The organism is Dactylosporangium fulvum, from assembly GCF_025137375.1.
GTDB lineage: Bacteria > Actinomycetota > Actinomycetes > Mycobacteriales > Micromonosporaceae > Dactylosporangium > Dactylosporangium fulvum.
The window spans coordinates 433,933-457,162 of record NZ_CP073720.1; the positions used below are offsets into that span (position 1 = coordinate 433,933).

Below are 23,230 nucleotides of genomic sequence, written 5' to 3' on the forward strand. Positions count from 1 at the left end.
CGTGGTGCCACGCCGACGGGACCAGCTCATCGAGCACGGCCAGGTACACCGGTGCCGCGTCGGTGACCACCTCGTTCGGTGTCATCTTCAACGTGGCCAACGCTCGGCGGAAGGACCGGCGGGCCGCGGCAGCATCGCGGCGGGCTGAGAAGAGCACGTCGATGACCTGGCCGTACTGGTCGACGGCCCGGTAAACGTACCGCCATACGCCGTTGACCCTGACGTAGGTCTCGTCGACAAACCACCTGTCTCCTGGTGAATGCCGGCAGGACCTGGCTGCGTCGGCCAGCAGCGGTGTGAACCGCTGCACCCACCGGAACACCGTCACGTGGTCGACCTCGACACCGCGCTCGAGCAGCAGCTCCTCAACGTCACGGTAGGACAGGCCGAACCGCAGACACCAGCGGACCGCGACCACGATCACCTCGGGCGGAAATCGGAACCCGGCGAACGCTGATCCGGGCGGCATCATCGGGCGTTGGTGGGTAGCGACCTTCATCGCTCAAGCCTGCCTCGATCATGCCTACCGTCAACGCAACAGAGCGACACCGACCAACCCGGCTAAACGAGCGGCCCACTACGGATCAGAAGGTTTGGGGGTTCGAGTCCCTTCGGGCGCGCAGCACGATCAAGGCCGTGACCAGCAGATACGCGAGTCACGGCCTTGATTCTGTCCCGGCATGTGTCGTGGTCTTTCACATGGCGGGACCGTGGTGCTCTAACGACGGTTTGGGACGCCCTCCAGGTTCAACGCCCCCGTGCCGAGCAGGCCGCGCAGCGCCTTCAGCCCGTCGGAGGTTTGGCTCTTCACCGTGCCCTCCGCGCAGCCGAGCAGGTCGGCCACCTCAGCGACCGGCAAATCGCACAGGAACCGCAGCACCAGCACCGCCTGCTGGCGGGGCGGCAACCGCCGCAGCGCGGCACGGACTACTACTCGCTCGTCGGCCGGCTGCTCGGCGACCGCCGCGCGGTCTGGCAGGTGTGCGGTGAGTATCACCCGGGCCCAGCGCAGCCGACGCTCGCTCAGGAACGTGTTGATCACCGCCCGGCGCACGTAGGCGTCGATGTTCTCCGCCGCCCGGGCCTTCTTCCACCCCGTGTACAACGTCGTCGCAACCGTCTGCACGATGTCGTCCGCGCGGTGGAAATCCCCACAGAGCGCCATGGCGAGCCGGCGGAGGTGCGGCATCCGCAGCTCGAAGTACTCCACGTACTCGCGTTCCAGTTCGGGTCGCATCCGGGATCTACCGTCCGCAGGTCCACGTCGCGGTGCCGAAGGCGCCGGACGTGACGTAGCTAGTGCCGGTGATCCGCCGCCCGTCCAGTGATACTGAGAACAGCGTGCCTTCTGGGCGGTCGGGATAGATCGGCAGGGGCTGGACATCGCCGTTCACCCAAACCGCCGGACGCCCCGACGTTGAGCCGTTGTCCGGGACGCTGAGCGGGACGTTGCCGAACAACCGCCCGTACTTGTCGACCTTCATCGGCATCAGCCCCTCGACGACCTCGGCCGTGCCGGTCCGCAGGTTCCATCGTGCGCCGGCGCCGACCACCCAGTCACCGGCGATCGCTATCGGGTAGGGCCCTCTCTTTCCAGCTCGGGCCGGCGTCCATCCCGCCGGGACCGGCAGCCGGCGAGCCGAGCCGTCCAGTCCCCATGCCATAGGCGTGATATCCACCGGGCCGTTGTCGGTCCGGTGGCTCAGGTAGCCCACGACCGTACCGTCGTCGGCAATGTCCATGGCCTCCGACGACCATCCCGCCGGTGTGGCGAGCAGGACCGGCGTCCCCTGCTGGCTGGCCGGCCACAGCACGGCACGGGTGTCGTCGCGGCCGTCCCAGTAGAAGGCCGTGCCGATGAGGTCGCCGCGTTCGTTGATGCCCACCATCGACATCGCGGAGACATCCGGCGGCAACGGCAGGACGGTGAACGTGCCGTCGCGGTACACCCACGCGGGTTTGTACCCGCTCGCCCCGACGAACGCGCCGGAGCCGTTGACCGCCGCGGCGGTGCCGTAACCGTCACCGGTCGGTACCCCGTCGATCCGCTCCTGCCTACCGTCCATCCAACGCAGCAGATTGCCGGACTTGAGAGGATCCTGCATAACGAACACCTGACCGCTCCGGTTGGCCACGATCTTGATCATCCTGCTCTGCGAAGCCACCGGCGCTTCGTCGATCGTGCAGTTGCCCAGCGGCGGCGCCGGCTCCGGCGAGCGCGAACCTTCCGGGCCCGCCCCGGGCCAGGGCGCTGCAGTGTTCTTCCCGGTCGTCGCGGCGACCACCACGACCGTGCCAAGGGCCAGGACCGCGGCCAGCCCACCGGCCACGACGGCACCCATCCGCTCGCGCCGCCGCCCGGCCCGCATCGCGCGGTTGAGGTCCACCATCGACGGTGGCAGATCGTCGACCCGCAGTCGCCGCAGCATCTCTTCGTCATCATGCATCTAACATCGCCTCCATCCACCAGGTGCGCACGGGACCGACAACGGTTGGGTGCAACGGTGCTGTTACGTTCGCCGATCGGAAGGCGCGTTGAGCTCAGGTACGCCGAGCTCAGATTGCGGTGGCGAGCTCGCGGAACGCCGTGGCGATGCTCGCGTCACCTGTGCCCCGCGTGTCCAACCACGTAAGGCGGCATGGCTGCGCCGACTTGCATGCCGGTAGGCGACGTCGAACCGGGCCTTGCCCTCGGTGTCGGACCTGCGGCAGCGAACCTTCCGATGTTGAATCGGCCAACTGTCGAGACTGCTGGGGGCTACGGAGCTGTCCGACAGCATCGGGTCGGTCCACGATGCCTCGGCAGGCCCACAACACGGACTCGGCCCGTTGGCCGTCCAACCGGCCGGAGCCACGCTGAGTAGCGGGAACGAGTTCTCAGACGGCTACCGGATCCGATGAGAGTGCGCCGCCTTCGGCCCGATAATTAGGGTCACCATCCCTTGGCCAGGCCGTGGCACGATGGCGGGCGATGACGATCGAGCCTAACTACCCGCGGCTGCGCGTCGATGCTCTCACCTGGGCGGATGTCGACCCCGATCGGCACCCGTTCGATCCGGACGCCGTGCTCGACGTCGTGCGAGCGGCGGCTCCGGCGGGCGGCGTGCCGGCGCCCTTCCGATACGACTCGGCCCGCGGCTTCGATCACGTCGCGGACCAGGCGCGCTGGGACTGGCAGCGCGCGATGACCGTTGCCCTTGTCGAGCACTACGGCGTCTGGGCCTGCGGCTGGCTCGCCGAGATGGCCGGCCTGACGGCTGACGGTGCGATGGTGCTGCGGTGGAGCGGCGCTCGAGACTCGATCACGACGCCGGAGGAGACGCTCGATGCCGTCGCCGGGGCGCTGCTGGACTGGCGGATATTCCTGGAAGACCTGGCCGAGCTGTTCACGCGGCATCTGCCGCTGCCCGCCGAACCTCGCGCCGCCTCCGTCGCATGGGAGGCAACGGTTGCCTCCCTGGTCGCCACGGTGGCGGCGCGGTCCGGCGCGGACGAGCACTGGTACCCGGTCTGCGCCTTGGCCCTGAAGTGGTTCCTGGCCGTTGCCGAGGTGCCGGGCGAGGACCATGACGCGCTCGTTGACGCGGCGATCGGCGGGCGGTTCTGGAGCTTCGTCTCCCCGCTGGGTGCTGAGGTGGCCGACGCCGCGGAATCCTTGGCGGCGATGCTCACCGGCGTCACGGCGCCACCGGACGACGTGTGGCCCGACACCTGGCCGCAGGACTGGCCCAGCTGGCGTAGCACGGAGCTGCCCGCCGCCGCCCGGGCGCCGCGGGTCACGTCACCGGCGGTGCCCGACTCTCTCGAGGCCTGGCGGCAGGTCCGGCAGGCGGCTCGATGGGAGCACGAGGTTGAGCACGTCGCCGGTCCGGTGTGCACCGCACGCGACGGTATCGCCGAGCACCTGGCGCGACGGAAGTACGATGCCGGCCGCGCTCTGGCCGGGTTGGAACTGGCGCGCGCGGACGCTGCCGAGGGCGGCCCGCTCACGTTCGCGCGTCTCGAGACGTGGCAGCGCGAGGTGCTCGCGGTGGCCGCCGCACCGTTTCGCACGACGTCCGCCTGGGCAAGGGCCGGCCAAGAACGGTACGCGTACCGCGATGAGCTACCGGAAGTGTTCGAGGCGTGTCTCGCCGAAGCCACCGACCCGGCTGTACCGCTACCATCTCGAGCCGCGCGGGTGTACCTCGACGTGCTGCACTTCCACCCCTTCGCCGACGGCAACGCGCGATCGGCGGCGCTCGCACTGTACTTCGTGCTCGCGCGCGAAGAAGTGGTACTTGACCGGGCCGCGTCGCTGCTGATGACCCGCTGGCCGGCGTCCGACCCACGCGGTGCCGAAGGGCTGGCCAGATTCGTCGCCCTGCTCATCAAGCAGACCCGTCGGTCACAAGGTATCCGTGCACAGCCGGGACCGCGCTGAAGAGCTCGGTTCGATGCCTGAGCGCCCGTGCCGGCGCACTCACATGTTTGATATGTAAGTGATCGTGAGACTCCTCTGATCGGGCATGCAGTGCCTCGATCACGCTACATATCACGCATTATGCGGCCCGCCAGGACGCAGGTGATCGAAGATCACCCGCATAATGCCGATGATGGCGCAATTGATCGAGGCGCGGCTGTGCCGAAGCTGTACGGGCGTGGTGAAGACAGTGCCCGCGGAGGTGGTCGCCGGTCGTGGCGGGTGCCTCGATCGTCGCGGGATACTCGACGGTATGGAAGTGGTGGGTGTACGGCCGGGTGCCAGTCTGGTCTGGACGCTGGCACGTGCGTACCGGCGGGCGGTCCACGACGGGCAGCCGGTGGTGAGCTCTGCGGAAGTGTTCAGACACGGCGCGGTACGGGTACCTGAGCTGCCCGGACTCCCGCCACCGAGGTCGCGTGATTGGCGGCAGGGGGTGGAACCGGTGGACGACGACCCGCCGGCACAGCGGTCTCGGCTGTTTCCCGCGTTCGACCAGCAGGTGGAACTGTTCGCCGAGGGCGCGTTGCGGGAGGCAGCCTACAAGGGCGGTCCCGGCGACTCCGTGTTCTCCCCGCTGGTCTGTCACGCGGTCTACGAAGCCGTCCACGAGGCGAGCCGCCGCGACGGGGTGCACGCCGGGGTCCGTCACCTGCTTGGCGCGGTGTTCGCCGAGCCTGGCAACGCCGCCGCCAAGCTCGCCGAGCGGATGTGGGTGGTCGGCCATGGCGGGTTCCCCCTCGACCGGCAGTCGCCCGCGTATCGCGGCGGTGACGACCCACCCGACTGGGCCGTGCAGGCGCTGCAGGCGCTGCGGGTTCTGCCGGCGAAGCCGCCCCGCGCCCTACAACTGCCCTGGAAGGCGGCCGTGGCTACGAGCATGTACTTCTTGGTACGCCGCCCGTTTGTTCGCTACGGCGCCCGCTACGGTCACCCCATCTCGCTGCTGATCGAGACTGACGCCGCCGAACAGGCGGTCCGCCTCGGCCATGCCTACACCGGTACCGTGGAGGTGCTGCTGAGCATCTTGGACCTGCACGAGCAACTCCACGCCGCCGGCGCGGTGCTGCCGGACCTGGTCGCCCGTCACAACACCGCCGGTCAAATACTGCGCGAGCACAACGTCACCCTGCTCGCCGCTACCACCGCCGCAGCCCGATCACCCGCCACACCGCAAGGCGTCGCGGACCCAGCCGCGATACCAACCAAAGGCTGGCCCTCGGCACCGAAAACCCATCGGCCCGCACCGCCGCTGGACCCAGGCGCCCTATTCGCGCTGCGTTCGGCAAGCGCGCGAGCCAGGCAGGCCGGCGATCCATTCGTCGGCACGACACACCTGCTGGCAAGCATCCTGCGAGACAGCGACGGCCCAGCCGCCCGACTCTTGCGCGAACTTGGCGCCGACCCCGACGCGATCACCGCTCAGGTCCGTATCCAGCCAGACTGACCAACGGCACCGGCCCCGCCGCCATACGGAATGTCACGCCGCCCGCGGCATCCCCGATCCCGCACACCGCCTTCCCAGACCAGGCTGGAGCTCTGATACATCAACCGCAAAGCCGGCTCGGTTCCGCTGGCGTTCGCTGCTGTCGCGATCCGCGCGTCACACGCTCTGGCGAGCCCTCGTCACCGCCCGGATTTGCCGCGATCCGTGGCCTTGCACGGACTGCGCCAGGACGCCTAAATCACGGAGCGTAGCTGGCAACAAGTACGTGAACCTAGCTCGGCCGGGTCTGGTGGGAGCAAAGGGCGTCGATGGCGACTCGAGCGCGTTGGGCTCACCGCCAGCCAGTCCATAGGTGCGTCGGCTCCAGCGGCAGCAGTGGCCACGGCAGCCCCCGGCCCGCGTAATACCCACCGTCTTCGTTGGCGAGCCGACGTACCGTGGCATGCACCTTGGCGTCGAGCAGCCAATCGATGCCGGCGTCGTCCGGCAGGTTGCGCACAACCAGGTGCATGGTCCCGCCGCCGATCGGCACGGTGAACACCGGCCACTCGTCCGGGCGTTCAAAGTCGTCGACATAGGCGTCCAGGTCGGCAAGGTCCACCCCGAACGCTTCAGGTGCCGAGCGGGCCATGCCCACCTGCCCGCCGTGGCTCATGCTCGATCGAGTAGGTAGTTGCTCGGCCCCCAGTTGATCTTCCAGTCCTCGTAGACGCCGAGCAGCCCGCAGGCCAGGCAACGGAGCCCGATGAAGAGCCAGCGCACGTCGCCGTCGTCGTGCAGCGAATAGCCGACCGCGGCGGCGAACTCTTCCTCGCCACAGGGGCAGCCGCAGTAGTACTCGACCTCGGAGTCGTCGTCCCAATAGTCCTCGCTGTCGGCGATGAACTCGTGCCGCTCGCAGTCCAGGCACGTGCGACGGGCGGCGGACTCCGTGTCCATTACCTGCACCGCGAATCGCCGGCCGCCGCATGTGCGGCAGACGCACTCGCGTACTTCGTGGACCGGATAGCCGTCGGGCTCGGGCTGCTTGAGGAAGGCGGCGAGGTCTTCGAAGGAAGAGCCGTAGGTCGGCTCGGCGGCGGTCTCGGTCATATGGCGCTCCCCAGTGGTGTCGGCGCAGCGGAGCCTAACGACCGGGTATGACACTTCTCGGGCGGCGTTGCCGCCCACCATGGCGACTGTCCATAGTGCACTAAACAGCACCGGGCCGTAGAGCAGGTCGCTGAGCCGCCGGGTGGCCTCGACCCGCAGCTCGTCGATGACGTGCTGGTACCCGCATGCGCGGTCTGACCCGCGTCGCCGCCGCCACCAACCCGGCACGACTTGCCATCCTCGGCCTCACCCACACCCGTCACACCGGCTGGACCTCAACCCCACCTGAACCGCCACCGGCTCAACTGCAACGGTGGTTGATCGGACACACCGATCAACCACCGTTAACACCAGCCTGGTGCGCTGCGACTCACGTCAGGGGCCGGCGTCTGGGCCGGCGCGGAAGGCAGCGACCGCCTCGGACACCCGCAGCGGCCGACCGTGGACACGCAGGCAGCCGACCTCGGCCCGGTCGACACCGTGCATCCGCACGTCCGCGTCCGTGGTCAGGTCACGCAGGTCGGCGGAGAAGCGGCCCCAGCCGTACGGGCGTTCGTCGCCGCCGTCCTGCACCCGCCCGTCCACCACGAGGACGATCAGCTTCGGTCCGCCGTCGACGATCACGGCGACGTGGGTACGCCGACCGGCGACCAGGGTGTCCCGCTCGGAGATCCAGCCGCACTCCCGCCGGCCGTCGTTGAGGGTGAGCCGCAGCCGGCCCTGCTCGGCAAGGCTGAGCGCGAAGCCGTGTCCGGTGTAGTCGCGCTGCTCGACCAGGGTCCGGCCGGGCGTCAGGTCGGTCACGGTGAGCCAGGTGTCCAGGGTGAACCCGGCGCGGGCGTCCTCGATCCGCCAGTTGCCCCGCCGCAACTGGAACCGGGGCAGGGTGACCGGGCCGGGCGGCGGCGAACCGGCCCGGTACGTCAGCAGCAGGCTGTCGTCGGGCACGCCGGCGCGGACGTGCTGGGACCACAGGCCGTCCAGCAGCTCCGGCTCGATCCGGTGTACCCGGGCCACCGACTTCTGCGTCTCGGTCAGCCAGAACCCGTCGCCGTCCTGGATCAGATCGGGGTAGCTCATGCTGGTCTGCGGGTCGTCCGCGTACAGGGCGATCTCCGGCTCCGACCAGTGGATCACGCCGTCGACCTCGACTCCGCCAGAGAGCCAGACCGGGTTGCGGTACGTACCGAACCAGGTATTGCCGTTGTGGTGGAACCACAGCAGGTACCGTCCGCCGCCGCAGTTCCAGGCGAAGGTGGCGGCGCGCGGGTTGCGGATCGGCCGGCCGGTGGCCGCGAAGGTCGCCGCCCGGGGCGGCGTCCAGGTGTGGCCGCCATCGCGGCTGTACGCCTCGGCGACCACCCCCACCTCCGTCCGGTACGTGCAGTAGAGGCTGCCGTCGGTGAGCCCGACGACCTTGTGTTCCTCGGCCACCTCGCCGGCCGGGGCGCGCAGCCCCACCTCGCCGTCGGGCAGCGTGGTCCAGGTGATCCGGGTCGGGTCCGGCTCGGTGAGCAGGTTGTCCGAGCGCATCACGAAGCCCTCGCTGGTGCGCTGGAAGCCCAGCCGTTCCTCGCGGAACCCGCCGACCTTCGACGCGCCCAGATAGACCGCGTCCCCGACGATCTCGGGTTTGCCGACCGACCACCAGAACAGCACCTCCCCGCCGTACGGGTTGGCCCGGTCGATGTCGAACAGCCGCATCGGCACGGTGTACCGGTCGGCGGACCAGCTCCGCCCGTGGTCGTCGGAGTACTTGAAGACCAGGTCGCCCAGGGTGTCCACCCGGGGGCTGGTGCCACTGTCGGTGATCACCACCCGCAGGTTCCGGCTGTTGTAGGTGTAGAAGACGTAGATCCGGCCGGACGGCAGCACCAGCGGCACCGCCCAGGACGCCTCTGGCCCGGTGGGTGGCTCGACGTCCACCGGGTCGCTCCAGGTCGCCCCCTGGTCGGTGGAGCGGCGGGACACGATCCGCTGGCTCGGGTCGCCCTCGTGGCTGTTCGAGCTGGTCACCACGCACACCCACGCGCCGTCGCCGGCCACCACCACGTACGGCTGGTCGCAGTAGCCGTCGGCCTGGATCACCGAGCCGGCGGTGAGCAGCCGGGGATCGGGCCGGGCCGGCTGCGGGTCGTCCGGCAGTTGCGGGGAGGGTACGAAACCGTCGTGCATGCTCACCATTCCGCGAAGCTCCCGTCCGTGTGTCGCCAGATGGCGTTGCGCCACCGGTGGGGGTGTTGGGCGGCCCGGCGTACCTCGGCCTCGTCGACCTCGATGCCCAGCCCGGGCCTGGTGGGCCGGGCCAGCCAGCCGTCGGGTGCGGCGAAGACCGACCGGTCCACCAGGTAGTCCAGCAGGTCCGAGCCGACGTTGTAGTGGATGCCCAGACTCTGTTCCTGGATCAGGAAGTTGGGGGTGGCCACGTCGACCTGCACGCAGGCGGCGAGGGCGATCGGGCCGAGCGGGCAGTGCGGGGCGAGACTGACCCCGTACGCCTCGGCCATCGCGGCGATCCGGCGCACCTCGGAGATGCCGCCGGCGTGCGACAGGTCCGGCTGGACCACCGCGACGCCGCTGCCGAGCAGGTCCCGGAAGTCCCACCGGGAGTAGAGCCGCTCGCCGGTGGCGATGGGGATGCTGGTGCCGGCCGCGATCCGGCCCAGGTCGGCGGAGAGTTCCGGCACCACCGGCTCCTCGACGAAGATCGGCCGTAGCGGCTCCAGCAGCGGCAGCGCCCGGCGGGCCATCGCCGGGGAGTACCGGCCGTGGAAGTCCACGGCCAGGTCCCGGTCCGGGCCGAGCACCTCGCGGACCGCCGAGACCCGCTCGACCAGCAGGTCGAGCTGGCGGGGCGTGTCGATCGCGGTCAGCTCCTCCGAGCCGTTCATCTTGACCGCGGTCAGACCGGCGGCGACCTGCCGTTGCGCGTCCTCGGCCAGGGCCGAGGGGCGGTCGCCGCCGATCCAACCGTAGATGCGTACCCGGTCCCGGACCGGCCCGCCGAGCAGGTCGTAGACGGGTACGCCGTACACCTTGCCGGCGATGTCCCACAGCGCCTGGTCGATGCCGGCGACCGCGCTGGACAGCACCGGCCCGCCCCGGTAGAAACCCCCCTTGGTGAGCACCTGCCAGGTGTCCTCGATGCGCAGCGGGTCGCTGCCGATCAGGTAGTCGGAGAGTTCCGCGATGGCCGTCTGCACGGTCTCGGCGCGGCCCTCGACCACCGGTTCTCCCCAGCCGGTGACGCCCTCGTCGGTGGTCACGGCGAGGAAGAGCCACCGGGGTGGCACCCGGAACGTCTCCACCTTCACGATCTTCATTGGTTCGTGTCTCTCCTGATCTGCGTTTTCCGGCGCGGGACGCGGATGGTTCAGTCGGTGGTGAGGTTGACGATCTGGGCGCGCTGGTCGGGGTAGATCAGCAGCGGCGAGCCGGACACCCCGGTGAACGTGTTGCCGGTGACGGTGAGCGTGTTGATCTGCGACAGGATCCGGCCGATGGGCGACTGGCCGCCCACCCAGACGCCGGAGAACGGCACGTCGGTGACGGTGTTGCCGGCGACGGTGAAGAAGCCCTCGGCGGTGCCGGCCTGGTGCCGGACGCTGTGGATGGCGATCGCCCCGGGAGTCACGCAGAGCGCACCGGTGCAGGCCCGGACGACCGTGTTCCCGGTGACCGCCACGCTGTGCGTCGGGAAGATCGGCGACCGGCCGTACAGGTAGATGCCGGCCTGGCAGGTGTCCCGGACGGTGTTGCCGGTGACCTCGACGGCGGTGCCGCTGGCGACCAGGATGCCGGCGCCCTCGGTGACCCCGTCGACGGTGTTGCCGTCCACCCGCACGTACTGGCAGTCCCGGAAGACCGTGCCGACGTAGCTGACGTGGATGCCGCCGTCCCGGTTGCCGACGGCGGTGCAGCCGGTGACCCGTACCTGCCGGCTGGCGCCGACGTCGATGCCGTACAGGTTGGCGTCCTCGGTGCGCACGCCCCGGACCAGGACCCCGGTGCAGGTGTCGATCAGCAGGTTCGCGCCGCTGGCGCCGCGCAGCCGGACGTCGGTGACCGAACCGTCCTTGACCCCGCTCAGCTCCAGCAGTGCCCGGTTGTGCCGTAGCGCCGGCCGGGCCGGCAGGGTGAACCGCAGCCGCGACACCGAGCAGCCGGTGCCGCCGACGATCCGTACGCCCTGGTGGTCGGGGCTGGACAGGACGATCTCGGAGTGTTCGCCGACGCCGACCAGGTGCACGTTGTCCCGTTCCGCGATGGCGAAGTGGTGTGGGATGCGGGTGTCCCGGAAGGCGCTGTGCCGTTCGTCGGGCACCAGCCGGTACCGCCCGGCCGGTACCTTGATCACGCCGCCGCTGGCCGGGAGGCTGGCCAGGGCGGCGCGGAACGCCGGGGTGTCGTCGTGCCGCCCGTCGCCTCGCGCCCCGAACCGGCGGACGTTGGCCACCCGCAGGCCGTTGAGGGGGCGTTCGGTCGGCTCGGCCCAGGCGGTCTCGCTCGGTTCGGCCCGCCGGTCGGCGTACGGGTCGCGGTAGCCGACCAGCCCGGTGGTCCGGAACCCGGTCAGGTCGCCGTCGACGGTGCCGCCGTCCAGTTCGGGCAGCCGGGTGACCAGGTTCCCGGCGCTGGTCACGCCGGTCGCCGTACCGGCCACCGAGACGGCGGCCCCGGTGTTGCCCAGCACCCGGTTGTCCTCGACGACCAGGCCGTCGACGACGGTGCCCGGGGACACCCGCAGGCCCGCCCCGTTCGCGGCGAGCAGCTCGTTGTCGCTGATGGTGATCTGCCGGCCGGTCACCGGCAACCAGTTCTGTACGCCGATGGTGATGTCGTTGCTCTGCGAGCCGCGGATGCTGTTGCCGGTGATGGTGAGCGTGTCGACCTTGTTGATGAAGGAGACCGCGCCCTGGAAGCCGCCGCCGGGCCGCAGTGCCCGGTTGTCCGGCCGCATCTCCAGGGCGCTGCGAACCAGGTGGTTGTCCTCGACCCGGGCGTCGATCAGGGTGGCCGGGTTGGCGCTGGTGCTGATGTCCCCGAAGATCGCGCAACCCATGGTGGTCTCGATCCAGTTGTGCGCGATGGTGTGCCCGGCCCCGCCGAGGGTCATCCCCCGGCCGTAACAGGCGTTGATCACCGTGTTGTGCTCGAACCGGACCCCGGAGGTGACCGTGCTGTCCGGGTACCGGTTGCTGTCGTGCCAGTTGGCGATGCCGTCGTCGCCGATGGACTCGGCCCAGTTGTACGCGGCCACCGAGTTGGCCGCCCCGCCGTAGTTGTACGCGTCGGAGCCGCCGTTGCGCAGCGTGTTGCCGACCATCCAGCAGTCCCGGGCGTTCTGCAGGATGATGCCGGGCTGGCAGTGGTCGACGGTGACCCGCAGGATCTGCACGGCCTGCGGCGTCCGGACGATCAGCGCGGTGGCGGTGGCGTTGTGCCGCAGCATGTTCAGCGGGGCCCACTGGATGGCCAGGTCACGCAGGGACACGTTCACCGCGGTCTGGAACTGCCAGCCCTGGCCGCTCGGGTACGGCGGGGCCTCCCTACCGTTCTCCCGCATCACCGGCCGCTGGAACAGCAGGACGCTGGACTCGCCCTCGCCGACGAAGTGGATGTTTCGGATGTCGCCCTGGAACCACCAGTCGTTGCCGGGCAGCGGGGGCGGCGGGAACAGGTAGCGGCCGGACGGCAGGTACATGATCCCGCCGCCGGCGGCCCGCAGCGCGGCCAGCGACCGGTTGAAGGCGGCCACGTCGGAGGTGACCCCGTCGCCGGCCGCGCCGTGGTCGCGGACGTTCACCACGGGGAGCGCGGCGTAGTCGATCCGGGGCATGCCCGCTAGGCCGGGCCGGTCGTAGAAGGAGTCGGGCAGGTTGCGGATCGTGCCGGCCCCGGTCAGGTTGCCCAGCGGCTGGTCGAACCGGGGGGCCGGCGGGTTGGCGAGGGCCGGGCCGCCGAGGGCGGGCAGGACGGTGGCGCTGACCGCCGTCGCGGCGGCGGCACCGAGCAGGGTACGTCGGGACACGTCGAAGGGCATGGTGGAGGAACCTCCAAGCGTGGAAGGTGGGAGGGCGGGGGTTCAGCTGATCGACAGGTTGGTGATCTTCGCCTGCTGGTTGGTGTCGATCAGGACGTCGCTGCCGCCGAGCGCGGTGTACGTGTTGCCGCTGATGGTCAGGGTGTCCAGCTCGGACAGGTAGCGCGGGCCGCCGGGCCAGGTGACCCGGGTGACCGGGCACTGGCCGCCGACCCAGATCCCGGCGAACGGCGCGGTGTCGATGGTGTTGCCGGTGATGGTGACGGTGGAGCCGTCGGTGGTGCCGGCGTTCTCCCGGATGCTGTGGACGGAGATCGCGCCGGGACAGTAGTTGAGCGGGCCGGCGCACGCGTTGGTCACCGTGTTGCCGGTGATGTCGACGCTGTATATCGGGAAGACCGGGGCTCGGCCGACCAGGTAGATCCCGGCCTGGGCGGTGTTGTTGACCTGGTTGTTGCTGATGGTGACGTCGGCGCCGCTGCTGACGCAGATGCCGCCGCTCTCGGCGGTGCCGTCCACCACGTTGTCGTGCACCCGGACGAACTGGGACTCCCGGTACACGACCCCGGTCCAGCCGAGGTGGATGCCGCTGTCCCGGCTGTCGGTGACCGTGCACCCGGTCACCTCAACCTGCCGGCTGGCCTCGATCTGGATGCCGTGGTGGTTGGCGCCGCCGCTGGTCACCGCGCTGACCAGGACGGATCGGCTGGAGTCGACGAGCAGGTTCGGGCCGCCCGAGTCGATCAGGCTGGTGTCGGTGACCGCGCAGCCGTGCACGCCGGAGAGGTTCAGCAGTGCCCGGCAGTGGCGCAGGTTCGGCTTGTCGGCGGCGCGCAGCCGCAGCCGGACCCCGTCGACCGCGCTGTCGGTGCAGTTGACGAAGCGGATGCCGTGGTGGTCGGGGCTGGTGAAGATCAGCTCGGCGGTGCTGCCGGGGCCGTGCACGAACAGCCGGTTGCGGTCCAGCACGCCCAGGTGGTGGCGGATCTTCGTGTGCGGGTATGACTCGTGGGCCGGGTCGGGTTCGATCAGGTACTGCCCGGCCGGCACCCAGAGGATGCCCCCGACCACCGGGTCGATGGCGGCCAGGGCGGCCCGGAAGGCCGGACCGTCGTCGGTCACCCCGTCACCGACCGCCCCGTACGCGGTCACGTCGTACGTGGTCAGGCCGGTGCTGGCCGGGACGGTCGGCGCGGACCAGGCGGTCTCGTCCGCCGCGGCCCGGACGGCGGCGTAGCTGTCCACGAAGGCCGGGGTGGCGCCGACCACGGTGAAGCCGGTGAAGGTGCCGGTGACCGAGCCGCCGCTGGCGATGGTGGCCGCGTTGCTGACCAGGTTGCCGCTGGTCGTCACCGAGGTGGCGGTGCCGCCGACCGAGACGCACGCGCCACCGTTGCCGAGGATCTGGTTGGCCTCGACGGTCAGCCCGGTCACCGTCGAGGTGGGCCGCAGCCGGATGCCGGCGCTGCCGGCGCGGCTGAGGGTGTTGTTGGTGATGGCGACGTCGGTGGCGGTGATGGTGCGCCACGAGTCGATGCCCAGGGTGACGTCGAACTCCTCCGAGCCGAGCACCTGGTTGTCCGAGATCTCCAGGTCGTCGACCAGGTCGACGACGGCGATCGCCCCGTGGAACCCGCTGTTGCCCACCCGGTAGCGGTTGTCCGGGCGCATCTCGAAGTTGTTGCGGACCAGGGTGTTGCCGCTGATCACGGCACCGCGCAGCACCGCGTCCGGCCGGTTGGCCAGGTCGGTGGTGGAGATGTCGCTGAGGATCCCGGAGGACACCGCGGTCTCCACCCAGTTGTCCATCACGTGGTGGTCGGTGCCGCCGAGGGTGAGCCCCCGGCCGTACGCGCAGCCGATCACCACGTTGGACCGGAACAGCACCGTGCTGAACGCCGCGCTGTCCGAGATCACGTCGGTGTTCATGTAGTTGGCGAAGCCGTCGTCGGTGATGTTCTCCGCCCAGTTGTACGCCAGCACGCTGTCGTTGGCGTTGCCCAGGTTGAACGCGTCGGAGGCACTGTTGCGGACCACGCTGTCGACCACCCAGCAGTCGGTGCCGTCGGGCATCACCACGCCCGGCTGGCAGTGGTCCACGCTGATCCGGACCACCTGGACCGAGGTGGGCCGGCGGGTGAGCAGCACGGTGCCGGTGATGCAGTGCCGGGTCATCACGTACGGGGTCCAGGTGAACGCCAGGTCCCGGATCGACACGTTCACCGCGTTGTTGAACTCCCAGCCCTGCCCCGAGTCCCGGACGTTGGCGGTGGACCCGTTCGCCGGCATGGCGTCCCGCTGGAAGACCACCACGGAGGCGTCGCCCTCGCCGACGAAGTGCACGTTGTTCAGGGCCCCGCCCCCGGACCGGAACCACCAGCTCGGCGAGCTGCCGGCCGGCGGCGGGAAGACGTACCGGCCGGGCGGGACGTAGACGATGCCGCCGCCGCTGCCCAGCGCGGCGACCGCGGCGTTGAACGCGGCGACGGTGGCCTCCGGGTGCGTGCCGTCGGCGTACGCGCCGTGGTCGGTGACGTCCACCACTGTCATGGTCGAGTACGCGATCTGCGGCATGGTCTCCAGGCCGGGCCGGTCGTAGAAGGCCGCCGGCAGGTCCTGGATCACCCCGCCGACGAGGTTGCCCAACGGCGGCTCGGCGCGCGCCGGGCGGGGACGGAAGGGCAGGGCGAGACCGGCGGCGGCCAGTCCCGCCGCGCCGAGCAGGGCCCGGCGGCTGAACGGATGCGACATCACGAAACTCCCGGGGTGGTGGGGATGGTTGGGGGAGCGGGTCAGTCGGTGCGGGGTCGGCGGTGCCGGGCTGACCAGCCCAGCAGGCGTCGGGCCGGGCGGCAGTCGACCAGGCCGCCGTCGGGGGAGCCCCGCCAGGGCAGGTCGGGGTGCAGCTCGGCGGCGGTCCGGGCCGGATCACCGCCGGACCACAGATCGGGGGCGGCGAGCAGCAGGGCGTGGAACCCGGTGAGGTCCGCGGTGAGCGCGGCCCGCACCGCGTCGGTCACGTCCCGCAGGTCCACGTACGCGAACAGACCGTCGGCGTCGGGACCGGCCGGGCGGGGGGACGGGTCGGGGTGGGTGACGTAGCAGGGGCGCAGGCAGATCGTGGTGAGGCCGTGCTGCGCGGAGACCTGACGGCAGGCCTCCTCGGCAAGGTGCTTCGACAACTGGTACGGCGAAACCGGGTGGTGCGGGTGGTCGTCGTCCACCGGCAGGTAGCGGGGCCGACCGGCGCCCACGCAGCCGAGCGCGTTGACGCTGGACAGATACACCAGCCGGGGCACCCCGCACCGGACGGCGGCGTGCAGCAGGGTGCAGGTGCCGGCGACGTTCACCGCGAACAGTTCGTCCTCCCGGCCGGGCCGGTCGCTGGGCAGCCCACCGCAGTGCACCACCGCGTCCACGCCGGCCAGGGTGGCCAGCAGCAGGTCGAGGTCGCGGACGTCGCCGGGCACGTGCCGGATCCCCGGTGCCGGTCCGGCCGCGGCGACGTCCAGGGCGCTCACCTCGTACCCGGCGGCGTGCAGGGCCGCCGCGCTGGCCGCGCCGATCGCGCCGCTGCCCCCGGTGACCAGCACCCGGCCGCCGGGCGGCAGCCCGGTCGACGGTACGGCGGTCACGACAGCGCCTCCGTCACGGCCGCCGCGACCGGGGCACCCCGACGGACCAGGAACCCGGCCCGGTCCAGCGGCAGGTCGAGGGTGACCCGGCGCCCGCCCGGGTGCACGTCACCGGTCCACGGGTCCACCCAGTCCACGCCGTCCGGCAGCCACGCCGACCGGCTGCGGGCGCCGTACTCCAGCACCGGAACGGCGAGCAGGTCCGGGCCGAACAAGAACTGGTCCTCGACCGTCCAGGCGGTCTCCTGGTCCGGGAAGTCCAGGAACAGCGGGCGCATCAGCGGCAGTCCGCGCGTGGTCGCCTCGGCCATCGACCGCCCGACGTACGGGCGCAGCGCCTCGCGTAGCCGCAGCATCCGGGTCGCCGCCGCCAGCACCTCCGGGCCGAAGGACCACACCTCGTTGGGTGCGCCCCGCAGCAGTTCGCCCGGCAGGTCCGGCCGCCGGTGCCCGTGCAGCCGGAACAGCGGGGTGAACACCGCGTACTGGAACCAGCGGATGACGAGTTCCCGCAGCTCCGGGTCGGTGTTCGGGACGAAGGTGGCGAAGCCGCCGATGTCAGAGCCCCACCAGGGCAGGCCGCTCAGCCCGGCGTTCAGCCCGGCCGGGACCTGGGCACGCAGGGCGGCGAACGTGGCCGACACGTCCCCCGACCAGACCGCCGCGCCGTACCGGGCGGTGCCGGCCCAGGCGGACCGGCTGAGCAGCAGCGCCCCGGTGGTACCGGCCTCGGTGAGGCCCTCGTGGAACGCCTGCGCGTTCCAGTGCGGGTACAGCCCGGCCACCGCGACACCCGGTCCGGCGTGGTAGCGCCACTGCGCCGGGTCGGGGGCGACCAGTTCCGGTTCGCAGGCGTCCAGCCAGAAACCCCGGATGCCCAGGTCGTGGTAGCCGGCGCGGATCTGCTCCCAGACGAACCGCCGGGCCTGCGGGTTGCTCGGGTCGTAGTAGTGCAGGAACGCCGGGCCGGGCTGGCCGACGTCCACGAACCGGGAGGCGACGGAGAGCTGGTCGCTGTGCAGCAGCAGGCCGCGCTGACGCATCTCGGCGTGGTTGGCGCTGTGCTCGCTGACTGTCGGCCACACCGAGACCACCACCTCGACGCCGAGGTCGCGCAAGTGGGCGACCAGGCCGGCCGGGTCGGGCCAGCGGGCCGGGTCGAAACGCCAGTCACCGTGGTGCGCCCAGTGCAGGAAGTCGATCACGATGACCGACAGCGGCAGCCCCCGGTCCAGGTGCTCGTGCACCACGTCCAGCAGTTCCTGCTGGTTGTCGTAGCGCAGCCGGGACTGCCAGAAACCGGTCGCCCAGTCCGGGTACGCCGGGGCGTGCCCGACGAGGTCGGCGTACCGGCCGAGCACCCCACCCGGGGTCGACGCCGCGACGAGCCAGTAGTCCAGTTCCCGGGCCCCGTCGGCCACCCACCGGGCGGTGTGCCGGCCCAGTTCCACCCGGCCGGCGCCGGGATTGTTCCAAAGCAGCCCGTAGCCCCGGCTGGACAGCAGGAACGGTACGGCGATCTCGGTGTTCTGCTGCACCAGGTCGACGACGCAGCCCTTCTGGTCGAGCAGCCCGTGCTGGTGCTGGCCGAGACCGTAGAGCCGCTCGTCGGGCCGGGCCTGGAAGGTCGCGGTGATCCGGCACAGCCCGCCGGGGTCCGGGCGCAGGTGCCGGGGCGGCACGCTCTGCAACCACTGCTCGCGTTCCGCCAGCAGCTCCCGGCCGGTGGCCGACTCGACGAAGGTGATCGTGCCGCGCCGGTCGACGACCGCCCGGATCGCCCCGTTGGTGAGGGTGCCACCGCCGTCCGTGGTGAGGTGGAGCTCGGCGCTGCCGCCGGCCGGTTCGTCGGCCAGCGCGCCGGGCCCGCGGCCGTCGCCGAGCGGGCCGAGTGCGCTACGGACCCGTACCGCGTCGGGGCCCCACGGCTGGATCCGGGTGACCTGCTGGCCGTCCCGGATCTCCAGGGTCGATCCGACGGCCTGGACGGTGCGGGCGGTGCGGACGGTGCGGGCGGGGTCCTGCTCGGTGGGCATCGGCGTCAACCCTTCAGTCCGCTGAACCCGATGCCGCGCACCAGGTACCGCTGGAACACGACGAACACGATCAACGGCGGCAGCGTCGAGATGAGCAGGCCGGCGATCAGCATCGCCTGGTCGGAGTAGGTGGCCAGGCGGGGCAGAGCCACCGACAACGGCTGCCGGACCGGGTCGCTCATCGCCACCAGCGGCCAGAGGAAGTCCTTCCAGGCAGCCATCAGGGTGAGGATGGAGACCGCGGCGAGCATCGGTCGGGACATCGGCAGCACGATGGACCAGAAGGTCCGGAACGCACCGGCCCCGTCGGCCGCCGCCGCCTCGAACAACTCGCGGGGCAGCGCGTCGAAGAACTGCTTGGCGATCAGCACGTTGAATGCGTGCGCGGCGGCCGGCAGCCAGATGGCCAGCGGGGTGTTGGCGATCGACACCCCGAAGCCGGGTACGTCGACGATGGTGAGGTACAGGGCGACCAGGGTGACCGACCCGGGAATGAAGAGGGTGGCCAGGATCGCCCCGTAGAGCACGCCACCGAACCGGGGCCGCAGCACCGACAGGGCGTACCCGGCGGTGGTGGCCACCGCGACCTGGGCGGCACATGCGCCGGTCGCGTAGATCACGGTGTTGAGCAGGTAGTGGCCGACCTCGAGCTGGGTCCACGCGTCGGTCAGGTTCGCCCAGTGCAGCGCGCTCGGCCACGCCCGGATCGGGTCGGCGAGCAGTTCCTGGGTGGCCGAGACGGCCCCCTTGACCAACCACCAGAACGGCACCAGCGCGGCCACCACGACCCCGGTGAGCAGGACCACCTGGGTCAGCCCGATGGCGGCCCGGGTGCCGGGCCGGTGGCGGTCGGCGGTGGAGATGATGCCCCGGTCGGGGGCCTCGGCGGCCCGACGGGTGCGGCCGGGGCGGACCCGCCCCGGGGGCAGCTCGGTGAGGGGTCCGGTCACGTCGTACTCCAGCCTCGGGTCAGCCGCAGGTAGACCGCGGAGAGGACGGCGAGCACCAGGGCCAGCAGCACGCTCAGGGCGGCGGCCGAACCGAAGTCGCCGTAGACGAAGGCGTTGCGGTAGATCAGGTAGATCACGGTGACCGTGGAGTTCTCCGGTCCACCGTCGGTCATCACGAACGGCTCGATGAAGATCTGCAGGGTGCCGATGATCTGGAGGAGCAGCAGGATCAGCATCATGCCGCGCAACTGGGGCAGGGTGATGTGCCAGACGCGGCGTCGGATGGACGCGCCGTCGACCTCGGCCGCCTCGTACAGCTCCCGGGAGATGCCGGACAGCGAGGCGAAGTAGAGCAGTACCGTGCCGCCGGTGTTCGCCCAGACGATCAGCAGCACCAGGCTGGGCAGCGCGGAGCCCTTGTCCTGCAACCAGGGCAGCGGGTCGACACCGAGCCGGCCGAGGACGGCGTTGAACAGCCCGGCGTCCGGGTCGTAGAAGAACTTCCAGAGCAGCACCGAGACCACCGGCGGCATGATCACCGGTAGGTAGACCAGGACCCGGAACACCCCACCCAGCCGGCGCAGCTCGGACATGACGATGGCCAGCAGCAGCGGCAGCGGGAAGCCGATCAGAATGGTCAGCGCCCCGAACTTCGCCGTGTTCAGCACCGCCGTGCCGAGCAGCGGGTCGGTCAGGACCTGCCGGAAGTTGTCCAGCCCCACCCACCGGGGCGGGTCGACGAAGTTGGTCTGCTGCATGCTCAGCAGCACGCTCTTGACGATCGGCCACCAGGAGAAGTAGCCGAACGACAGCAACGCGGGCAGCAGGAACAGCCAGGCGGCCAGCGGCGAGCGGCGACTGTTCCGGCGGCGGAACCAGCGTGACGGCGACGGTCTGTCCGGCCGGGGGCCGGCGCTCCCGGTGCGGGTCTGTGGACCCACGCCGGAAGCGCCGCCGTCCACCCGGGTGGGGGGAGCGGTGGTCATCGTTGGGCCTGCTCCACGATCGTCGTCGCGGTCTTCTGGGCGGCGGCGAGCTCGGCCGCCGGGTCGGCGTCCTGCCGGGTCAGCACGGCCTGCACCGTGGTGTCCAGCGCGGCGTACAGTTTCTGCGCCTCGACCGGCGGCTCCGGCTTGTACTGCAACGACGCGGTACCGGTCAGGAAGGGCGCGAAGTTGGCCTGGTCGACGGTGACGTACGGCTTGACCGCCTCGGCGATGCGCTGCTGGACCTCGGTGTTGAACAGGGCGACGGTGGGCACGCCGACCGGGATGCCGGACTCCTTGTTCGACCTGGCCCGCTCGGCGGCGGCGGTCGGCTCGTACTGCGGACGCAGGTAGTAGAAGTCGACCCACTTCAGGGCGGCGGCCCGCTGGGCGGCGCTGGCCTTCGGGTTGACCATCGCGGCCTGCCCGCCGATCAGGGTGGCGTTGCCGCCCGCCTGCGGGTACGCCCCGGCCCCGAAGTTCGCGGGGTCGCCCTTGTACTGGTTGAGGTAGCTGGCGTAGTACCCGGGATCCGAGATGATCATGCCGAACTTGCCGGCGGCGAAGCCGCTGTTGACGTCGTCATAGCCGAGGAGTTGGTTCGTCCCCATCGACTTGTCCTGCCAGCGCATCCGCTGGAGCTGGGTCAGGTGGGCCACCGCCTGCGGGTTGTCCACCGTGGCGGCGAACTTCTCGCCCTGCTGGACCTGCATGGCGCCGCCCCGGGAGTAGGTGCCGGCGGTGAGCCGCCACCCGCCACCGTTCCTCACCGTCATCTCGGCGAAGCCGGGGACGCCGGTCCGGTCGGTGATCTGCTTCGCGGCGGCGGCCAGCTCGTCCCAGGTGGTCGGGGGCCTGGCCGGGTCCAGGCCGGCCTGGATGAACAGCTTCCGGTTGTAGACCAGCCCGAGCGCGTACGAGCTGGTGGGGATGCCGTACAGCTTGCCGGCGGAATCCCGGAGGTTGTCCAGCACCCGGGGGTCGAACTGCTTGAAGTTCGTCAGTTCCTCCGCCGCCGTGGTGAGGTCGGCGACCTGGCGGCGGGCGATCAGCCCGGCCGGCTCGGTGAGTGCCACCAGCAGCATGCTCGGCGCGTTGCCCCCGGCGAGCTGGGTGGCGTACGCGGTGGGGTCGAAGGCGGCGTCCGTGGTCTCGATCTTGATCTTCGGGTTGGCCTGCTCGAACGCGGCCACCTGATCGAGGTACGCCTGGCGGGCGGCGGCCTTGGTGGTGGGCGGGATACCCATCACGGTGATGGTGGTGGTGCCGTCGCTCCCGGCGTCGTCGGACGAGGCGCAGGCGGTCGAGGTGACCGCCAGCCCCAGGGCCAGGGCGCCGAGGGCGACGCGGGTGGAAAGGGTTCTCATCGGGTTCCTCCGACAGGAAGGTGGAGTGCGGCGTCGAGCACGCCGGTGGGCTCGGGCGGGCTCTGGTGGACGACGTTGCGCAGCGGCTGCCCGTCCCGCAGGGCGCGGATGTTCGCGGCGACGTCACGCATGCGGTTGGTGAACACGTCGTGGGTGACCCCGGAGGTGTGCGGGGTCATGATGACGTTGGTCAGCTCGTGGAAGGGCAGGTTGGCCGGCGCGCCCTGGCGGCCGGACGTCGGGTAGCGCCACCAGACGTCGATCGCCGCACCGGCGAGGCGTCCGCCGGTCAGCGCGGCGTGCAGCGCGGTTTCGTCCACCACCGGCCCCCGGGAGACGTTGATCAGGAAGGCGGACGGTCGCAGTTCGGCCAGCATGGCCGCGTCGAGCAGCCCGACGGTCTCGTCGCTGAGCGGGACGGTGACCACCACGACGTCGCTGTCGCGCAGCAGTCGGGGCAGCTCGTCCGGGCCGCCGATCCAGTCGGCGGGCGGGGCGGGCGTTGGACGCCGGCGGGTGGCGATCACCCGCATGCCCAGCGCGTGGCACAGCTCCGCCACGTGCTGGCCGATCTCGCCGTACCCGACGATGCCGACCGTCTGGCCGACCAGGGTCCGGTGCACCGGGGCGTCCGGGTCCTGGAACACCGAGCGCCAGCGCCCGGCGCGCAGATCCGCGTCCTCGACGAGGAGCTGCCGGTGCAGCGCGAGCATGGCCATCACGCAGTACTCGGCGATGGCCCGGCCGTGGTGCGTGGTGTTCGCCACGATCGTGCCGGGGCGCAGCCCGGCCAGGTCGATGCCCTCGTACCCGGCTCCGGCGACCTGCACCAGGCGCAGGGCGTCCGCCTGTGCGGTGGCGCTGGGCGGCAGTTTGGACCCGACGAAGACGTCCGCCCGGACCAGTGCCCCGGGTAGCGCCTCCGGGGTGTGCGCGGAGCTGAAGTCCCACGACACGCCCTCGCCCACCTCGGCGGTCAACTGCTCGGCCAGCCGTACCTGCATGGGATCGGCCACGACTACGTGCACCCCGGCCCCTCTCTCTGTGACGGGCGCCATGCACCCTCGTTAAAAGCAGATTAAACTGATTAGAGAGAGGTGATGTCAAGAGCTCGGGTCGGATGGCTCGTCAAGCTCGGACGATCGGGCGATTAGCGCCATCTGCCAGGGGATTTCACTGGCCACCACCAGGCCGGGTGGGCGCGTAGACTAC

16 protein-coding genes and 1 pseudogene are annotated in these 23,230 nt (G+C 70.9%); 2 read left to right on the plus strand and 15 right to left on the minus strand.

Features of this window, described 5'->3' with window-relative positions:
- Positions 1–4: 4 nt before the first annotated feature.
- The 3 genes and pseudogenes from Dfulv_RS02005 to Dfulv_RS02015 form a co-directional block, all read right to left on the minus strand.
- A pseudogene (locus tag Dfulv_RS02005) lies at positions 5–469 on the minus strand (IS6 family transposase); the annotation flags it as partial.
- A 249-nt stretch (positions 470–718) separates the two neighbouring features.
- Positions 719–1,237 (minus strand): SigE family RNA polymerase sigma factor, encoded by a 519-nt coding sequence (locus tag Dfulv_RS02010; protein ID WP_259860884.1) that lies wholly within the window; start codon positions 1,235–1,237, stop codon positions 719–721.
- Between the two features lie 7 nt (positions 1,238–1,244).
- Positions 1,245–2,447, minus strand: coding sequence for a hypothetical protein (locus Dfulv_RS02015; protein WP_259860885.1), 1,203 nt, complete (start codon positions 2,445–2,447; stop codon positions 1,245–1,247).
- A gap of 524 nt (positions 2,448–2,971) precedes the next feature.
- Between Dfulv_RS02015 and Dfulv_RS02020 the strand changes: the two genes are divergently transcribed.
- Complete coding sequence (locus Dfulv_RS02020; protein WP_259860886.1) at positions 2,972–4,423, plus strand: Fic family protein; 1,452 nt, start codon at positions 2,972–2,974, stop codon at positions 4,421–4,423.
- A 484-nt stretch (positions 4,424–4,907) separates the two neighbouring features.
- Positions 4,908–5,909 carry a Clp protease N-terminal domain-containing protein gene (locus tag Dfulv_RS02025; protein WP_259860887.1) on the plus strand — a complete coding sequence of 334 codons (1,002 nt, stop codon included), beginning with the start codon at positions 4,908–4,910 and terminating at the stop codon, positions 5,907–5,909.
- Between the two features lie 331 nt (positions 5,910–6,240).
- Here the strand turns inward: Dfulv_RS02025 and Dfulv_RS02030 are convergent, their stop codons facing one another.
- From Dfulv_RS02030 to Dfulv_RS02085, 12 genes are all read right to left on the minus strand, one after another.
- The gene (locus Dfulv_RS02030; protein WP_259860888.1) at positions 6,241–6,564 is read right to left on the minus strand and encodes a hypothetical protein; all 324 of its coding nucleotides are present in this window, start codon (positions 6,562–6,564) and stop codon (positions 6,241–6,243) included.
- Positions 6,561–7,001: a hypothetical protein gene (locus Dfulv_RS02035; protein WP_259860889.1), complete on the minus strand. Its 441-nt coding sequence runs from the start codon at positions 6,999–7,001 to the stop codon at positions 6,561–6,563. Before Dfulv_RS02035 ends, Dfulv_RS02030 begins: the two co-directional genes overlap by 4 nt.
- A gap of 375 nt (positions 7,002–7,376) precedes the next feature.
- A complete protein-coding gene (locus tag Dfulv_RS02040; protein ID WP_259860890.1) occupies positions 7,377–9,176 on the minus strand; it encodes an exo-alpha-sialidase in 1,800 nt (599 codons plus the stop codon).
- Positions 9,177–9,178: 2 nt separating this feature from the next.
- Positions 9,179–10,324 carry a galactonate dehydratase gene (dgoD, locus tag Dfulv_RS02045; protein WP_259860891.1) on the minus strand — a complete coding sequence of 382 codons (1,146 nt, stop codon included), beginning with the start codon at positions 10,322–10,324 and terminating at the stop codon, positions 9,179–9,181.
- Between the two features lie 50 nt (positions 10,325–10,374).
- Entirely contained in the window at positions 10,375–13,032 is a 2,658-nt protein-coding gene (locus Dfulv_RS02050; RefSeq protein ID WP_259860892.1) for a right-handed parallel beta-helix repeat-containing protein, read from the minus strand.
- Positions 13,033–13,086: 54 nt separating this feature from the next.
- A complete protein-coding gene (locus Dfulv_RS02055; protein WP_259860893.1) occupies positions 13,087–15,795 on the minus strand; it encodes a right-handed parallel beta-helix repeat-containing protein in 2,709 nt (902 codons plus the stop codon).
- Positions 15,796–15,836: 41 nt separating this feature from the next.
- Complete coding sequence (locus tag Dfulv_RS02060) at positions 15,837–16,679, minus strand: NAD-dependent epimerase/dehydratase family protein (protein WP_259860895.1); 843 nt, start codon at positions 16,677–16,679, stop codon at positions 15,837–15,839.
- Complete coding sequence (locus Dfulv_RS02065) at positions 16,676–18,715, minus strand: glycoside hydrolase family 31 protein (RefSeq protein WP_259860897.1); 2,040 nt, start codon at positions 18,713–18,715, stop codon at positions 16,676–16,678. The genes Dfulv_RS02060 and Dfulv_RS02065 overlap by 4 nt, the downstream gene beginning before the upstream one ends.
- 5 nt (positions 18,716–18,720) lie before the next feature.
- On the minus strand, positions 18,721–19,665 hold the full coding sequence (locus Dfulv_RS02070) for a carbohydrate ABC transporter permease (RefSeq protein ID WP_259860898.1): 945 nt from the start codon (positions 19,663–19,665) through the stop codon (positions 18,721–18,723).
- Positions 19,662–20,651, minus strand: coding sequence for a carbohydrate ABC transporter permease (locus Dfulv_RS02075; RefSeq protein ID WP_259860899.1), 990 nt, complete (start codon positions 20,649–20,651; stop codon positions 19,662–19,664). The genes Dfulv_RS02070 and Dfulv_RS02075 overlap by 4 nt, the downstream gene beginning before the upstream one ends.
- Complete coding sequence (locus tag Dfulv_RS02080; RefSeq protein ID WP_259860900.1) at positions 20,648–22,018, minus strand: ABC transporter substrate-binding protein; 1,371 nt, start codon at positions 22,016–22,018, stop codon at positions 20,648–20,650. The genes Dfulv_RS02075 and Dfulv_RS02080 overlap by 4 nt, the downstream gene beginning before the upstream one ends.
- Positions 22,015–23,034, minus strand: a complete 1,020-nt coding sequence (locus Dfulv_RS02085; RefSeq protein ID WP_259860901.1) for a 2-hydroxyacid dehydrogenase — start codon at positions 23,032–23,034, stop codon at positions 22,015–22,017. Before Dfulv_RS02085 ends, Dfulv_RS02080 begins: the two co-directional genes overlap by 4 nt.
- Positions 23,035–23,230 lie beyond the last annotated feature (196 nt).

Coding starts and splice junctions, on each gene's coding strand:
- Dfulv_RS02075 (WP_259860899.1), bottom strand. CDS start 20,651: ATGACCACCGCTCCCCCCACCCGGGTGGACGGCGGCGCTTCCGGCGTG.
- Dfulv_RS02015 (WP_259860885.1), bottom strand. CDS start 2,447: ATGCATGATGACGAAGAGATGCTGCGGCGACTGCGGGTCGACGATCTG.
- dgoD (WP_259860891.1), bottom strand. CDS start 10,324: ATGAAGATCGTGAAGGTGGAGACGTTCCGGGTGCCACCCCGGTGGCTC.
- Dfulv_RS02040 (WP_259860890.1), bottom strand. CDS start 9,176: ATGCACGACGGTTTCGTACCCTCCCCGCAACTGCCGGACGACCCGCAG.
- Dfulv_RS02020 (WP_259860886.1), top strand. CDS start 2,972: ATGACGATCGAGCCTAACTACCCGCGGCTGCGCGTCGATGCTCTCACC.
- Dfulv_RS02080 (WP_259860900.1), bottom strand. CDS start 22,018: ATGAGAACCCTTTCCACCCGCGTCGCCCTCGGCGCCCTGGCCCTGGGG.
- Dfulv_RS02065 (WP_259860897.1), bottom strand. CDS start 18,715: ATGCCCACCGAGCAGGACCCCGCCCGCACCGTCCGCACCGCCCGCACC.
- Dfulv_RS02035 (WP_259860889.1), bottom strand. CDS start 7,001: ATGACCGAGACCGCCGCCGAGCCGACCTACGGCTCTTCCTTCGAAGAC.
- Dfulv_RS02030 (WP_259860888.1), bottom strand. CDS start 6,564: ATGAGCCACGGCGGGCAGGTGGGCATGGCCCGCTCGGCACCTGAAGCG.
- Dfulv_RS02010 (WP_259860884.1), bottom strand. CDS start 1,237: ATGCGACCCGAACTGGAACGCGAGTACGTGGAGTACTTCGAGCTGCGG.
- Dfulv_RS02055 (WP_259860893.1), bottom strand. CDS start 15,795: ATGTCGCATCCGTTCAGCCGCCGGGCCCTGCTCGGCGCGGCGGGACTG.